This is a genomic window from Paenibacillus xylanexedens (genome assembly GCF_017874615.1).
Taxonomy (GTDB): Bacteria; Bacillota; Bacilli; order Paenibacillales; family Paenibacillaceae; genus Paenibacillus; species Paenibacillus xylanexedens.
The window spans coordinates 469,340-484,823 of sequence record NZ_JAGIKV010000001.1 but is presented as its reverse complement, the minus strand read 5'-3'; the positions used below and the strand labels follow the sequence as shown (position 1 = coordinate 484,823).

Below are 15,484 nucleotides of genomic sequence, written 5' to 3'. Positions count from 1 at the left end.
ATTAGACCAAATTAAAACGCGGCTCAGAGTCGCATAAGGATACTGTCAGGTTTTTTAACTTACAAATATTTGAAGAGATTATTGGCAAGTACAGTTAGTAATATTGAACGGACAGCAAACGTTAGCTCACATGAAATGTTTACGAAAATAATGCCTAATGAACTCATTAAAATCTTAAAAAACCTCCCGTCCCGTATGACATCTGGGCTTGGGAGGTTTTGATTATAGTGCTGATTCAACGTTTATCGTACAAACCATCCAGTAGGCTGAGGGGCTACGTCTGCGGTATCTCGTAAATCATGGACTTTGACATTACTGCCATAGATCATGGAATCGCTGCTCAGTCGGAACGAAGGGAAACTGTGCTCGGATTGCAGACGTAGTGAGGGTTCAAAGTAAATCTGCTGCTGTTTGTTGATTACAAAGGGAAGCGACCCCGCTTCTACGGTAACATCATCGCTATCCGGTTCGTTCAAGATCAGAAGTACCGCAATTCCGTCACAACCGCATCCATCGGTATCATAAAACAATTTGAAATAGCCTGGTCGATCTCCCAGCTTTTCAGTAAGTCTTGCTTCTGCCAGCGGACTGACTTGAATGATCATGACGTTGTTCACACTCCTCTAATCTCCAATAAATTCGCTTACAATTTAATATATGGACCATAAACGCAGATTAGAAGGTGAAATAAAGAAAAGCAAACATGTCCTGTATATATTGACGCTAATGCGTAATGCAACGAACAATTCACGTATGAATGTTATACCCGGAATTTCTATGGGTCCAGTGTGAAATCATTCGCCCGTCAATGAAACCCATTTCATCGCCATTCCTTATCTGGTATGATAAGCAGGGAAAATAGGGAAAATTAGAGAAAAAGGAAGGTTCCGCTATGACACCGATCACGATATACGACATCGCCAAAGAAGCAAATGTATCTGTAGCGACGGTCTCCCGGGTACTGAATGATACGGCACCTGTGCGTGCAAGCACCCGAGAGAAGATTATGTCCATCATTGAAAAACACCAGTTTCAGCCCAATGCGCAGGCGCGCAGTCTGATCAAAAAAGAGACGGGCACCATTGCCATCATCCTGCCGGACATTACGAATCCTTTCTTCCCGGAAGTGTTCTGGGGTGCGGAGAATGAGGCTCGCGGATTGGGGTATACCTTCTTCCTGTGCAATACCGCAGGCGACTACAACAGGGAATCTGAATATTTGTCCATCCTGCGAGAGAAGCGGGTAGACGGGATTATTTTTCTCGGTGGGCGAATCAACATGCAGGTCTGTCCGGATGACATGGCTCAGGAATTGATTGATATGGGCAAACGTATGCCGATCGTGCTGGTTAATGGCAATATTGCCAAAGGCGGGTTCCACCGGGTGTACACGGATGAAGGGGCAGGGGCAGCCCTTGCAGCTGAGCATCTGCTTGAACTGGGGCATCGCGATATCGCCTTTGTCGGCGGTCTGAAAGAGTTGTCCACCACCATGGTCAAGGTCAGAGCTGTACAGAAGAAACTTCGGGAGCATGGGCTCGAAATACCAAAAGAACGGCAACTGCTCGGCAGCTTCTCCATCGACGACGGCAAACGGGAGATGTCCAAACTGCTGGATCGTGACAATCCACCCACCGCAGTCCTCTGCGTCAATGACAACACAGCGATTGGTGCCATCAAGTCGACGATTGAGCATGGGCTCTCGATTCCGAGGGACATATCCATTGTAGGTTTTGATGATACGCCGCTCGCCAGTGCCGTTATACCGGAACTGACAACCGTATCCCAGAACACGTATCAGCTTGGCAAACAGGCTGTGGATGTGCTGCATGAGCTGATTAACCAAGGCAAACCGAAGAAGCAGATCATTCTGCAACCGGAGCTGATTGTGCGTCAAAGTACAGGACCTGCTGCAAGATAAAGGGCCTGTAATTGGAAAAGAAAGCGTTGACATTTCCTCGAAGGGTGAAATATAATGAGTGCGTGAATGAAACCCCTTTCATAAAGTGGAACGGGTTTTATGTTTCAGCTTAATGAAACCCATTTCATGAAACGGGTTTCAGTGTAGTCATCCATTCATTATATCAAGGGGGGCGTAACGTATGAGAAGAAGTCTAAAGGTCATTTCGTTATTGATGCTGGTCATGGTAATGGGTCTGACAGCCTGTAGCAGCGGGAGTAAAAACGGTTCTTCCGGCGAGTCCGGTGGCAAGGTTGATTTGAGCATGACAATCTGGGGCTCGGAGGATGAGAAGAAGATTTATCAGGAACGACTCGACATTGTGAAACAGACGTATCCCGATATTAACGTGAAGCTGAACGTGGTTGCAGGGGATTATGACCAGAAGGTACAGACCATGATCGCCGGGGGAACAGCGCCGGACATCATGATGATTGCCGAGAACTATCAGGCTTACGCCTCCAAGAATCAGATTATACCGCTGGATGACATGATTCAGGCGAATAATGTGAACATGTCCGAGCGTTATTCCGATGATATCGCAAACCTGATGAAGTATGATGGCAAACAATTTGGTTTGCCGGATCGGGCAGGTGCGATGGTCCTCTTTTATAACAAAGATCTGTTCGACAAGGCTGGGGTGGAATATCCAACCAAAGATTGGACGCAGGACGATCTGATGGCGGCAGCTCAGAAGCTGACGGTGAAGGAGAACGGCAAGACGACTCAATGGGGTTACTATCCGGGTAGCTGGTGGCCGCAGTGGATGCAGCTGATCTACCAGAACGGCGGCTCATTGTTCGATGAGAGTGGCAAACCAACCTTCAATACAGAGCCTGTGCGGAAAGCATTACAATTCATGAATGACTTGACCTTCACACACGGTGCGAGCCCAACACCAACCGAGATTGCCGACATGGGGAATATTGGAGCTGATCCGCTGTTCGCTCAAGGCAAGATCGCCATGGAAACGACAGGGTTCTGGAACATCGGTTCACTTGCCAAGGTGGAAGGAATTAATTGGGATATCTCTCCGGTATGGGGCGAAACCAACGCATTCTTTAACGGGTTAACGATTACCAACGCTTCCAAACACAAGGAAGAAGCATTCAAAGTAATCGAAGCACTGACCACACCTGAAGCACAGATGCCAATGGTCAAAGCCGGTCAGGATGCTCCTGCAACCAAAGCAGGTCTGTCCAGTGATGAATTCCTCAATGCTGAATATGGCGGCAAAAAAATCAACATGGCTGCGTTCAGTGAATCGACGATCTATGCAGAACCATTCAACCCGCAATGGAACGAAATGATGAAGCTCATTAACGATAAGCTGGGTGTGTATTTCAACAACAAAGCCACGCTTGATGATACCGTAACCGAAATTCAGAGTGGACTGGAAAGACTCTACAAATAGAGGATTTTTCTGAACATGCACAAATAGCAGCGACAGCAGGACAGGTGGAATCGGCGTGAATGCGGGTTCCATCTGCTCTCTGCGTCATGGGAGGGCTTAACGTGAGAAAAAAGGACGGGAAATGGTTCTACATCTTCATCTCGCCTTGGCTGATCGGGTTTCTGGGGCTGACCCTGGGTCCGATCCTGTTTTCCATCTATATGAGCTTCACGAATTGGGATCTGTTCCAGTCCCCTGAATTCATCGGTATCGACAATTACAAAACGTTACTGACCGATGATCCGATCTTCTGGAAATCCGTCGGCAATACATTCTTCTATGCGCTGATATCCATTCCGCTGGGCATGTCGATCTCGCTCTGGATTGCATATTACCTGAACAAAAAAATCAAAGGAATCACCTTCTTCCGTATTCTGTTCTATCTGCCTTCCGTTGTTCCGGTGGTTGCGAGTTCATTGCTCTTCATCCACTTGCTTGCGCCGACGGAAGGTTTGATCAACCAGGCACTTGCGATCTTCGGTATTCAGGGTCCTGCCTGGCTTCTTGATCCCAACTGGGTTAAGCCTGCATTGATTCTCATGTCCTTATGGGGTGTGGGTGGTGGCGTGGTATTGCTGCTTGCAGGGATGAAAGGCATTCCACAGGAGCTGTACGAGGCCGCTGCCATCGATGGGGCGAAAAGTACACAATCGTTCTTCCATATTACATTCCCAATGCTGACTCCCGTCATTTTCTTCAATCTCGTGACTGGCATGATCGGAGCGCTCCAGACCTTCGCGCAGGTATTCATTGTAACTGCCGGGGGACCTGACAATTCAAGTCAGATGGTTGTTCCCTATTTGTTCCAGAATGCGTTCCAATTCTACAAAATGGGATATGCATCGGCGATTGCCTGGGTATTATTCATCATCATCATGGTGTTGACACTCGTTGTATTCCGTTCATCGGCGCTATGGGTTCACTACGAGGAGGGAAAAGCCAATGAGTAATCCATCCACTGTGGAGAAGACGATATCCTATATTTTTCTGATTCTGGTCGGGGTGCTGCTTGCTTCGCCTTTCCTGTACATGATCTCCATTGCACTGGCAAGTGACGCAACAACTGTCAAATCAGCCTTTACCTTCGTTCCAATGGAGTTTCAATGGTCGAACTTTTATACCATCTTCACGAATAACAATCTTGGCACGTATCTCAAAAACTCGGTCATCATTACCGTCTTTACGATTGTCGGATCGGTATTATCAGCTTCGATCGTATCCTACGGCTTTGCCCGAATCAAAGCAAAAGGCAGCCGTTTCCTGTTTATTGTGTTGCTCAGTACGATGATGATTCCGGGTGAGGTGACGATGGTACCGCAGTTCATCATCTTCCGTCACTTGGACTGGATTAATACATTCTATCCACTGATCGTACCGAGCTTCTTCGCCGGGGCGTTCAACGTATTCCTGATTCGACAGTTCGTCATGAGTATTCCAAAATCACTGGATGAAGCCGCCATGATCGATGGTATGGGACACCCGGGAATCTACTGGAAGATCATCATGCCACTGACTTATCCGATACTTGCGGCCATTGCGATCTTCTCATTCTCCTATAACTGGGGTAACTTCATGGGGCCGCTCATCTATATCAATGATCCGGAGAAAATACCGCTGGCACTCGGAGTGCAGCTGTTGACTACGGTAGGTGGTGGGCAGATGCCACCATGGAACCTTGTGATGATCGCTTCCCTGTTCCTCACCATTCCGATGGTGCTGGTATATCTGTTCGGACAACGTTATGTCTATGAAGCCAACATTAGCGGCGGAAGCAGCGGAATCAAGTAACCGAAGTGTCTGTAGTGGATGTATGTACTGAACCTGATGATCAAGGTCAACGGAGTAATCAACGTACATGGAGAAAGGATTGTATAGCCCATGGCGCATAAAGAACAACGCAGCAGAGGCAAACGGAGTTATATCCTCATGGGTGTCGCTCTGATTGCTCTGCTGGCAGGAGGAGGAATTGTTATCAATCATTTTGCCAATGAATCATCCAAAACAATTGAGTTCCAAGGGGAACCAGTACGTCTGAAGCTGGATCAGTCCTATAATCATTTTGAAGGTTGGGGTACGTCACTTGCCTGGTGGGCCAACGATCTTGGCGGATGGAAGGATCAGACAAAGGTTAGTGAAGTGATGGATTTGGTCTTTGATCCGGAGAAAGGATTAGGTCTGAACATCGTTCGTTACAATATTGGTGGTGAGGAAAATCCGGAGATGAAAGCTCTTCGTCCCGGCGGGGATGTACCTGGTTTCCAGCCTGAACCTGGAGAGTGGGACTGGGAGGCTGATGCAGGTCAGCGGGCTGTATTACAAGGCTCGATGGAGCGTGGCGTGAACATTGCCGAAGCATTCTCCAATTCACCACCTTACTGGATGACGATCAGTGGATCCGTTACCGGAGCCGTGGATGGCAGCAATAATCTGCGTGACGACCAGTATGATGCGTTTGCCGATTATCTGACCGAAGTTGTGAAGCATTATCGGGACGAGTGGGGGATCACCTTCCGCACACTGAATCCGCTCAATGAACCTTCCTCCGACTGGTGGAAGAAGGGCAATATGCAGGAAGGCAGTCATTTTACGAATGAGAAACAGGCCGAGATTATCAAGAAAGTTGCTGCATCGTTGAAGAGCAAAGGACTGGATGGAACCGTCATTAGTGCCGCGGACGATAACAGCATTGATGAGACGGTGTTTAATTTCAACCTCTATGATCAGGACACGCTGGACGTAATCGAGCAGATCAATACCCACTCCTATAATGGTAGCAAAATGGAAGAGCTGCGCACGCTGGCAGAACGCCAGGGCAAGAAGCTGTGGATGTCCGAGTACGGAACCGGCGGCAGCGAGCCGCACAGTCATGAGGATATGACCTCAGTTCAGGAGCTGGCAGAGCGGATCATGTTTGATCTGAAAATCATGCAGCCATCCGCCTGGGTATACTGGCAGGCCGTTGAAGATGAAGGCGCCAATAACAATTGGGGCTTCATTCATGCCAATTTCAACGGAGAAGAGCAGTACGAGATGACCAAACAGTATTACGGCATGGCCCAGTTTACGAAGTTCATTCGTCCTGGCGCGACAATTATTCCAACGGATGGTGGACGCACACTGGCTGCCTATGACGCGGAACGTCAGAGATTGGTGCTGGTGATTCGTAATGAATTGTCAGCGGGTACAACGGCGTTTGAACTGGAAGGGTATGCGTATGGGAAAACATCCAACGCTCAGGTGTATCAGACTTCACCGGATCGTAATATGGAACAGCTTGAAGACATCCCGGTGTATGCCAACGGACTGGAAGTACCTACCGCGGACAATTCCATCACAACGGTTGTACTGGAAGGCGTGACGTTGCAGGCGAACTGATGATTAAGGAATATAAGTTCAACTACAGATTTACACAGAAAACGGAGAGGACAGAAAAAACCTGGAAAAGCGGAGCGTTCGCCTACAAGCTTTCTGCAAGAAAGCTACATCGGAAGCATACGCTATCCCCGGATTTTCCCTTTGAGAAAAGGGAATCAAAAAAATCTGGGGATAACAGCGATTGGAAGGTTATTCTGTCATCGGAGTGCCAGTGTAAACATTCATTAGTTGAACTTATATTTTAAATGAATAACAACAGGACATATGAACTATATAAATTAAACTAAACATTTACACACAAAACGGAGAGGACAGAAAAAACCTGAAAAAGCGAAGCGTTCGCCTTTATCACTGGATTTTCCCCTTGAGAAAAGGGAATCAAAAAATCTGGGGATAACAGCGATTGGAAGGTTGTTCTGTCATCGAAGTGTGCAGTGTAAATAATCTTTAGTTCAACTTATATAAATAAAGAGAAGGAGGGGATAACTTTGACAGAGAAAGCATCCCTTTTGCTGCAGGAACAGGAGAAGAACATCACTAGGGCTGAGAATGGTGTTCAATCTGAATTAACATACGATGCACGTAGCTTTTTCCTAAATGGAGAGCGTGTATTTCTGAACAGTGCCACGATCCATTATTTCCGTATGCCAAAGGAGGAATGGCGTGAGGTTCTGCTGAAGGCGAAGCTGGCAGGCATGAACTGCATCGACACTTACTTTGCGTGGAATGTGCATGAACCGGAAGAAGGACAGTGGTCCTTTGAAGGGGACAACGATTGCGGAGCATTTCTGGATTTGTGCGCAGAACTGGGCATGTGGGTTATCGCGCGTCCGGGTCCGTTTATCTGTGCAGAATGGGATTTTGGCGGTTTTCCATACTGGCTTGGTACGAAGGACGGCGTAAAATTCCGGGAAAATAATGAGACGTATCTGCACTATGTGAATTTGTATTTTGACCAGCTTGTGCCGATTATTCGGGAGCGCCAGTTATCGGCCGGGGGTACGGTCATTCTCGTGCAGGTGGAGAATGAATACGGGTATCTGATGGATGACGCCGCTGCAAGTGACCATATGAATACACTGAGAGATGGATTGTTGCAACGTGGCATTGATTCTACGCTAATCACTTGCGTTGGCGGGGCGGAAGGCACGATTGAAGGGGCTAATTTCTGGTCGGGTGCTGACGGGCATTATGAGAAACTTCGAGCCAAACAGCCGGACACCCCGAAGATGGTCACGGAATTCTGGACCGGATGGTTCGAGAATTGGGGAGGGCCTTCGGCCATTCAGAAGACGGCGCCTTTGCTGGAGAGACGTATTATGGAGATTCTGCGTGCCGGGTATACCGGAATCAGTCACTACATGTTCTATGGTGGCACGAACTTCGGAGGATATGGCGGCAGAACGATGGGTAGCAGTGACATCTTCATGATTACGTCCTATGACTATGATGCACCGCTGAACGAATATGGACGGGTGACACCGAAATATGCAGTAACCAAGAATCTTTCCTATTTCGTCCATGCTTTCGGGGCTCTTCTGATGGAAACAGAGGAAATTCCAGAAAAACAGATCGTTGTACGTCATCCTGAAGGCATATCTGTACGAGGCAGACAGGCTGATAACCAGAAGATTTGGTTCCTGGAGAGTCACAAGGATGAACGCGAAACGATGCACATTACACTGGAAGAAGGCCGTACTCTTCCCGTATCGCTCAATCCAGGACAGATTGTTCCGTTGCTGGATCGAGTACAGATTGCTGAACACGTATACCTGACTGCGGGTACGATGATTACGGGCAATGAAATGATAAACGGAGAATTAACCCTGTTCATCGTGGCCGCTACAGGACAGCGTTCTGTTGTTGAACTGGAAGCCGGAGCATTGAATGTCACGGGCAGTACGGTGCAAGTGCTGGTTGAGCATGATTCAGCAAGGAGCGTACACCGCCTAGATCTGTTCCATTTCCAAGAGCCGGGAATGATCCAACTGGAAGCCAACGGCACACCGATCCGTTTCGTCATTCTGGATCAAGAGACGATGAATCGAACATGGCGATTGGAAGCAACAGTTCAGAAGGGACTACGTTATGTGATCGGCTTCGATGACGTGGACGTGTTGCCGTCGGGTCAGGTCAAGGGCATGATCACGGATCCGGATCGCACCATTACGCTGCTGGGTGACTGGACCGATGGAGAACGGACGTTAACAGGTCGCGAGTTCTTTGCCAGCGAGGAGTCTATTGCATGTATACAGCAGCAGCTTCCATGGACATCACCGAGTGCGCCGACGTTGTCTGATTCTCCTGAGCTGTCACGTATTATGTTAACTGCGAAGCAACGCTCGGCGAGTGGACAACCCGAAGACTTTTCTCGATATGGACAGGATTTTGGTTATTTATTGTACGAATGTGATTTCGAGAGTCCAACCGAAGAGGTCACTAACCTCATTTTGCCGGATATCCAGGATACTGCCAGAATCATCGTTAATGGTGTTCAGCAAACATTAGTGCGTCAGGTAGGTGCCGTTGGAGTGCAGTTGCAGGTGGACAAAGGGAAGAATACACTTCAGATTCTGGTGCAGCATATGGGCAGATTGAACTTCTCTCCGTATTTGGGTGAGAGCAAAGGTCTGGCTGGTGCTGTGTATCTGGATGGCAAGGTTCAGGATATTCGTCGGGATTGGCGTATGGAAAGTGGACTTGTGCATCTCGATGAGGTGAATTCTCTCCAAGGGGCTCCACTTCTGAGCAGAAGCTTTACACTGGATAGCATGGATCGGGCGATTCTTGTGGGTGCCTTGAGCAAAGGTTTACGTATCAATGGCATCGAAGTTCCGATGGAAGGATATCAGGATTGGTTTGCCTTCCAGACGTTAGACATCTCCTTGTATATCAAGCCCGGAGAGACGAATACACTGGAAATGCCGTATAGCCGCTCTTCGCTGAATCGACTGGAACTAATCACATATCCGAGTCAGGGAGAACTGAAGGATTGGCGTATGGCAGGGACGGATGCATTGCTTCCGCAACAATGGGAGAGCTACGAGGTAGGACAGGAATCGATCCATCCTGGAGCACAGGGGTCAATCCAGCGTGCAGGACAGCCTGGTATCGCCGCAGGTGGCAATTGTACTGCCAATCTGGTGTCCCACACCACGAATGAATCGGTTAATAGTGTTACATTGAGCGAGAAGTCTCACCCTGTATCCAATCATACTCCAATCCGAGGATCGTATGGTCAGCCGGTCTGGTACCGCTGGCGTTTCGCGAAGCCTGCGGTTTCGGAGCATCATAAAGTGAACCTGATGCTTCGCCTGACCGGGATGAGCAAAGGAACCATTCACCTGAACGGACATCATCTGGGCCGTTACTGGCAGATTGGTCCGCAAGAGGATTACAAGATTCCAGTAGCATGGCTACAGGAAGAGAATGAATTACTTTTGTTCGATGAAGAAGGCAGAACGCCAGAACGGGTACGATTCCTGTTGGACGCATTATCCCGTTATCCGTGGGTTGTGGTGGAATAGTTCATGTATGGATCGATAGCTGTCTTACCGATCCAACTATGGTTGAGAACAAGAACTGAATCGAGATAGTTCGAGTTAGACGCAGCATTTCACCTTTTACAACAGTCACACTACCTCATTTTCTTAGCCAAATAACCCGAGCTTGTGAATCTTTGGATTCAGTCTTGTGAGTGAATTAGCTAAGGGAATGGGGGAGCTGTGGTGATCAGGTTGGTACAACGAACTAAGGTAACACTTGTAGTTTAATTAATTGTAACCGTTTACATATATAAAGAGTGTTCATCCATGATCTGTGAAGGGAGTGATGCTTCATGTAATTGGAATTTGAACAGGTAGTCGTGAGGTGTTGTTCATCAGTGGCAGTCCCAGCCACGCTTTGTCTTTGGTAATACAGTAAGGTATTCCTCTGTTCATCACTCATGGATAAGGAGATGACCCAATGTTGACGAAGAAGGAAGAGGGAATAGGAGGAGTAGGAGTAGGAGTAGGAGTAGGAGTAGGAGTAGGAAAGTCCAATGGTTTCAAGGCCGGAATGATCTTGCTGCTTGGAACATTGCTTCTATTAACGATGTTATTCCCCAATACAGCCAGAGCAGCGACAAGTGTATATACGATATCCGCCTTTACGAACACAAGTGAGTCCAATATGTATATCTATGAATCGTATAATGCAACCCACTATGGTTTGCTGAAAGGGCCAGCCTATACACCTCCTGCCAATCTGATCCGCGATCCCAGCATCATGAAGCACACAGACGGTCTATATTACGTCGTCTACACCACGAACTGGTCGGGTAACACCATCGGCATTGCCTCCAGCCCGGATAAGGTAAACTGGACATTTGTCCGTAACATTACATTATCCACACCTACCACAATTGCACACACCTGGGCACCAGAATGGTTCAAAGACAGCAACGGCAGTCTGAACATTATCGTGTCCCTCTCACCAGGCAACTATCAGAATTTCAAACCTTATGTACTCACAGCTTCAGGCAGCAATCTAACATCTACCTCATGGTCTGCACCTACTGAACTGGCAGGGATTGCTCCCAATTATATCGACACTTTTATTGTGAAGACAGGCTCAACCTATCATGCTTTTACCAAGAACGAGACCACCAAATACATTGAATATGCGACAGCCACCTCGCTAACGGGTCCTTATACCTTTAAAGGTACAGGGGATTGGGCAGGTTGGGGTTCTTGGGTGGAAGGTCCGGCGCTTGTTCAGCTGGATAATGGTTCATGGCGAATCTACTTTGACGGCTATGCAACACAAAAATATTATTACAGCGACTCTGCTGACAACTTCCAGACTTGGGGTGCCAAACAAGAGATTGCAGGTCTTACCGGACTCGTTCGGCATATGACCGTATTGAAAGAATCCGGACAACCGGGTGATATCCGCAAGTTGGAGTCATTCAATGTGCCTGGCAGCTTCATTCGTCACTATAACTATCAAGCACGGATTGATGCGAGTGTCAGTCCGGCGGAAGATGCACAATTCCGTATCGTTCCCGGGCTGTCAAATGCAACAGGCATTTCGTTTGAGTCCATGAATTATCCGGGTTATTTCCTGCGCAATAATAATGGCAGCATCACACTCGTGAAAAATGACGGCAGCACTACATTCCGAAATGACGCCACGTTCAAACGTGTAAGTGGACTTGCTAACGCTAGTTGGACATCTTATACCTCGTTTAGTAACCCGAACCTGTACCTGAGACATTATAATAATATGCTGAAACTGGAAGCTGTCGTTACTGCACTCGATAAGTCAGAAGCGACTTTCCGAGAGATCGGGCAATGATTGGTGTTCGTGTTTTGAAAAATTTATAAGGAGTGAAGTGCATGAAGTGGTTGAAACGAATGAGCTCGCTACTGCTGGCAGGAAGTCTGCTAACAGGCAGTTTAGGTGTGGGGACAGAGGTATCTGCGGCAGGAGCCTACACGGCTGTTGCCGATCCATCGAAGCAATATCAGACGATGGAAGGATGGGGGACATCCCTCCGATCTAGAGACAAAGCCTTGATATATATAGGTTTTATAATGAATAATTCATCTTAGGGTAACATTTGAGTAACATTCGTCCTCTATTTTAAGCTTTTCATAAGTTCGCTGAATTTCGCACTTGTATCTTTTTTTCTGGTTTGAGTAACGTGGAGATATATTGATCTGGTCGTTTTATCATCACTATGACCTAACCTATCCATAATTTCATGCAATTCGGCACCAGCTTCAGCGAGCAAGGATGTATGAGTATGCCTCAAGGAATGAGGGGTCAAATTATCACCCAACTTACATAATTGTAATAAACGTGACATTCTATTGCCTATTCTTCCACCGGCTAATGGATAACCAGGATGATTTATTGTTTGCGCCATAACAAAGTCTTTATCGTGGTACGTGTTTCTGAACTTCATTTTAATTTCGTTTTGCCGTTTTTTGTGGGCGAGTAGTAGTTCCATTACTTCCGGAGGGACAGTTATCTTTCTTCGTGAAGTTGTTGTTTTAGGTGTGAGTAATGTATATTCTGTGATCTTATTGTTGGGTCTGTATAGCGTTTTGGTTATGGAAATTTCGTGATTCTCAAAATCGATATCCGGCCACTTTAATGCAGACCACTCACCCACACGCATGCCGGTGTAAGAAAGAACGGTGAACGTAATGTGATCTCCCTCTAATCCTTGAAATTCCGAAGTTTCTAAAAACAATTTAAGTTCCTCTTTCTCAAGATATTTAGGCACATCTTCCAAAGCTTCTAACTCTTCGACCGATTTCTGAGTTGTAGGAATATATGAGAAGTCAGTCGGGTTATTCTTAATTACACCGAGTTCTATTGCTTTTTTGAAAATAAGTTTTGCTGTTTGGTTTATACCAGTCAATGTATTGTGTTTGTATCCAAATTCATTAAAGGTAAATATCAATTCTTGATAAATATCGCGTGTAATATCTTTAATTTTGTAGAAATTTAAGTGTTGAACTAATCGGATTACATCCCTTTTTCGTTTTTTAACCGTGCTGACTTTGACTTTTCCCGATCCTTCATAGAGCTTGATCCACATATCTGCAAAATCACCAAAAGTGATATCTTTTTCTTCCACGTATGTGCCTTGTTTCAACTCTATCAGTAGTTGTGCTGCATGGATTTCTGCCTCTGCTTTAGTAGCAAAACCACCTTTCTTTTTCTGCTTCCGCTTGCCTGTAGCTGGATTGATCCCAACATCAATGATATAAGCCCAATTTGCGGAACACTTACATTTCTTCGTGGTGCATTTACAGTGCGGCTTGTAAAAGTGTCCTTTCATGGTTTCCGACTCCTTTCGACGTTTTAATAGGATTGTAATCGAAGTGATAGAAAAAAGCACCCAGAAGGGTGCCTATTATTGTTCGAACTTTCTTCCATACAGGTAAGATGGAACGGTTATACTTGAATACATTATGATCCCGAAAATTAATCCTGACCATTTGTACTCGAAATATAACATTAGTACTAATATAGGACCAATGAACATGCCCCATACAAGGATTACTATAACAGTAAACCAATACATCCGTTTTCCTGGATCAGTAAACATCTTGATTACTGGTCGTATAACTAAAAAATAAGCTAGAGCAAATACAAATGCCCCTCCAAGTATGTACCCCAACAATGAGTAAAGCTTAGTAACTAATGATAATAAATCTTCGAAAATTCCTATGATAAGCTCAAACATAAAATCTCTCCGTTGTACTCCACATCGGTTGCGGTATTTGTCTATTTATGTATGCCTGATCTATTGTAATTTATTTCCTTGGATTTCCCTAGTATATTTTATCGCCAATATTCAACAATTCGTGCTATATTTAACTTGAGTTGATGGAGGTACATACTAAAAGTTGCGTTAATTCGGAACTTTTTCCCTAGAGCAGCGGAAACGCCACTCTGCTACCGTACTTCCCATTTCCACAGATCATCAACTTTGCATTCAAGATAATAGGCAATGAGTACAGCTCGTTTTATCGAGATATTGGTGCTTCGAAGGTTCACAATTTCTGACAAACGTGATTTACTCATTCCTACCTTGTCTGCAAGCCATTGCTGTTTCTTTCCAATCCTCTCAAGATGTTCGGGAATACGACAGCGGACGGGGATAGGTTCCATCGCACTGCCACCTTAATATATTTTTTTATCTTGTAACAGAACATACGTTCCCTTAGAATAGGTATTACCAAAAGGCAACTACGAGAACGGGAGATGGTAAACATGGATAAAAGGATCGTTTTTGATGTGACAAGAGAGACGCTGTTAGAAGTCGGCGTAAGCCCGGATCTCATAGTTGAAAAGATATCTGAGATGGACGCCAATGAAGTAAAACCTGTTTATATCAGAGCGTATCTTACTCTGATTGTTTCTTCCTCATAGATCTTTCAAGTCTTACAAGTCCAATGAATCGCTTGACATCATCTTCTTCAAGCTCGATGCCATCCACTTCAAATCGGATGTTCTTCATAATTTCCTCATCAGTCAGGTTCAGCGAGTCGATCAATGCTCTTGACGGCTCCGATAGAACCTGTTTTCTCTGTTCTGTTCTTCCTAATAAATAATCCACTGAAACTTCTAGAAAATCTGCAATCTTATTTAATGTTTCGTTATCTGGTTCCCGTGATCCATTTTCATAACCAGAGTAAGTTGTTCTTGCCATTTTCAATGATTTAGAGATTTCTTGTTGCGTTAATCTTCTTTCTTTTCTTAACTCCAACAGTCGTTCACTAAGCAAATACTCCACCTCACTTCTATCAGTATTATAACGACGCGAAATGAATCACAATACATCCTGACTCAAAACTCGTCAGTAATTTTAAAAAGACTGTTGACATGACGCAAAGTGCGTCATATAATCAAAACATAGCAACGACGCAAAACGCGTCAAGGAGGTGAAACACATGCGCCACTGGCTAGTACAAATGCGTAAGGCTAAAGGATTAACGCAAAATGACGCGGCCAAGCAGTCTGGTATCTCCCGCAGTTATTACGCCGAGATTGAACAAGGACGCAAAGATGCGAGTGGACGGGCAGCAAAGTTAATTTCAGCAACATTAGGATTTGATATGAACCTTTTTTTTGCAGATGTTGGACGCGAAACGAGTCAAAAACCTAAAAAAACAGCTTAAAAGGAGCGAATA

Annotated in this window: 13 protein-coding genes; 9 read left to right on the top strand and 4 right to left on the bottom strand. The window is 45.9% G+C overall.

Annotated features, from left to right (window positions below; all coding sequences use genetic code 11):
* Positions 1 to 242: 242 nt before the first annotated feature.
* The gene (locus J2Z28_RS02245; protein WP_017687018.1) at positions 243 to 605 is read right to left on the bottom strand and encodes an iron-sulfur cluster biosynthesis family protein; all 363 of its coding nucleotides are present in this window, start codon (positions 603 to 605) and stop codon (positions 243 to 245) included.
* Positions 606 to 892: 287 nt separating this feature from the next.
* On the opposite strand from J2Z28_RS02245, the gene J2Z28_RS02240 reads away from it, so the two are divergent.
* The 8 genes from J2Z28_RS02240 to J2Z28_RS02205 all read left to right on the top strand — a co-directional run bounded on the left by J2Z28_RS02240 (position 893) and on the right by J2Z28_RS02205 (position 12,385).
* Entirely contained in the window at positions 893 to 1,921 is a 1,029-nt protein-coding gene (locus J2Z28_RS02240; RefSeq protein ID WP_211081020.1) for a LacI family DNA-binding transcriptional regulator, read from the top strand.
* Between the two features lie 181 nt (positions 1,922 to 2,102).
* Positions 2,103 to 3,374 carry an ABC transporter substrate-binding protein gene (locus tag J2Z28_RS02235; protein WP_211081019.1) on the top strand — a complete coding sequence of 424 codons (1,272 nt, stop codon included), beginning with the start codon at positions 2,103 to 2,105 and terminating at the stop codon, positions 3,372 to 3,374.
* 101 nt (positions 3,375 to 3,475) lie between these two features.
* Positions 3,476 to 4,363 (top strand): carbohydrate ABC transporter permease, encoded by an 888-nt coding sequence (locus tag J2Z28_RS02230; protein ID WP_017687021.1) that lies wholly within the window; start codon positions 3,476 to 3,478, stop codon positions 4,361 to 4,363.
* The gene (locus J2Z28_RS02225; RefSeq protein WP_211081018.1) at positions 4,356 to 5,201 is read left to right on the top strand and encodes a carbohydrate ABC transporter permease; all 846 of its coding nucleotides are present in this window, start codon (positions 4,356 to 4,358) and stop codon (positions 5,199 to 5,201) included. The genes J2Z28_RS02230 and J2Z28_RS02225 overlap by 8 nt, the downstream gene beginning before the upstream one ends.
* 90 nt (positions 5,202 to 5,291) lie before the next feature.
* Positions 5,292 to 6,788 (top strand): glycoside hydrolase family 30 protein, encoded by a 1,497-nt coding sequence (locus J2Z28_RS02220; RefSeq protein WP_244988041.1) that lies wholly within the window; start codon positions 5,292 to 5,294, stop codon positions 6,786 to 6,788.
* Between the two features lie 488 nt (positions 6,789 to 7,276).
* Entirely contained in the window at positions 7,277 to 10,315 is a 3,039-nt protein-coding gene (locus J2Z28_RS02215; RefSeq protein WP_211081017.1) for a beta-galactosidase, read from the top strand.
* Between the two features lie 439 nt (positions 10,316 to 10,754).
* Positions 10,755 to 12,128, top strand: coding sequence for a glycoside hydrolase family 43 protein (locus J2Z28_RS02210; RefSeq protein ID WP_211081016.1), 1,374 nt, complete (start codon positions 10,755 to 10,757; stop codon positions 12,126 to 12,128).
* A 41-nt stretch (positions 12,129 to 12,169) separates the two neighbouring features.
* A complete protein-coding gene (locus tag J2Z28_RS02205) occupies positions 12,170 to 12,385 on the top strand; it encodes a hypothetical protein (RefSeq protein WP_211081015.1) in 216 nt (71 codons plus the stop codon).
* Between the two features lie 26 nt (positions 12,386 to 12,411).
* On the opposite strand, the gene J2Z28_RS02200 is transcribed toward J2Z28_RS02205, so the two are convergent.
* The 3 genes from J2Z28_RS02200 to J2Z28_RS02190 all read right to left on the bottom strand — a co-directional run bounded on the left by J2Z28_RS02200 (position 12,412) and on the right by J2Z28_RS02190 (position 15,078).
* A complete protein-coding gene (locus J2Z28_RS02200; RefSeq protein ID WP_211081014.1) occupies positions 12,412 to 13,626 on the bottom strand; it encodes a tyrosine-type recombinase/integrase in 1,215 nt (404 codons plus the stop codon).
* A gap of 620 nt (positions 13,627 to 14,246) precedes the next feature.
* Positions 14,247 to 14,462, bottom strand: coding sequence for a helix-turn-helix domain-containing protein (locus tag J2Z28_RS02195; protein WP_211081013.1), 216 nt, complete (start codon positions 14,460 to 14,462; stop codon positions 14,247 to 14,249).
* A gap of 235 nt (positions 14,463 to 14,697) precedes the next feature.
* A complete protein-coding gene (locus tag J2Z28_RS02190; RefSeq protein WP_211081012.1) occupies positions 14,698 to 15,078 on the bottom strand; it encodes a helix-turn-helix domain-containing protein in 381 nt (126 codons plus the stop codon).
* A 166-nt stretch (positions 15,079 to 15,244) separates the two neighbouring features.
* Between J2Z28_RS02190 and J2Z28_RS02185 the strand changes: the two genes are divergently transcribed.
* A complete protein-coding gene (locus J2Z28_RS02185) occupies positions 15,245 to 15,472 on the top strand; it encodes a helix-turn-helix transcriptional regulator (protein WP_211081011.1) in 228 nt (75 codons plus the stop codon).
* Positions 15,473 to 15,484 lie beyond the last annotated feature (12 nt).

Coding starts and splice junctions, on each gene's coding strand:
- J2Z28_RS02235 (WP_211081019.1), top strand. CDS start 2,103: ATGAGAAGAAGTCTAAAGGTCATTTCGTTATTGATGCTGGTCATGGTA.
- J2Z28_RS02200 (WP_211081014.1), bottom strand. CDS start 13,626: ATGAAAGGACACTTTTACAAGCCGCACTGTAAATGCACCACGAAGAAA.
- J2Z28_RS02220 (WP_244988041.1), top strand. CDS start 5,292: ATGGCGCATAAAGAACAACGCAGCAGAGGCAAACGGAGTTATATCCTC.
- J2Z28_RS02240 (WP_211081020.1), top strand. CDS start 893: ATGACACCGATCACGATATACGACATCGCCAAAGAAGCAAATGTATCT.
- J2Z28_RS02185 (WP_211081011.1), top strand. CDS start 15,245: ATGCGCCACTGGCTAGTACAAATGCGTAAGGCTAAAGGATTAACGCAA.
- J2Z28_RS02245 (WP_017687018.1), bottom strand. CDS start 605: ATGATCATTCAAGTCAGTCCGCTGGCAGAAGCAAGACTTACTGAAAAG.
- J2Z28_RS02225 (WP_211081018.1), top strand. CDS start 4,356: ATGAGTAATCCATCCACTGTGGAGAAGACGATATCCTATATTTTTCTG.
- J2Z28_RS02210 (WP_211081016.1), top strand. CDS start 10,755: ATGTTGACGAAGAAGGAAGAGGGAATAGGAGGAGTAGGAGTAGGAGTA.
- J2Z28_RS02195 (WP_211081013.1), bottom strand. CDS start 14,462: ATGGAACCTATCCCCGTCCGCTGTCGTATTCCCGAACATCTTGAGAGG.
- J2Z28_RS02205 (WP_211081015.1), top strand. CDS start 12,170: ATGAAGTGGTTGAAACGAATGAGCTCGCTACTGCTGGCAGGAAGTCTG.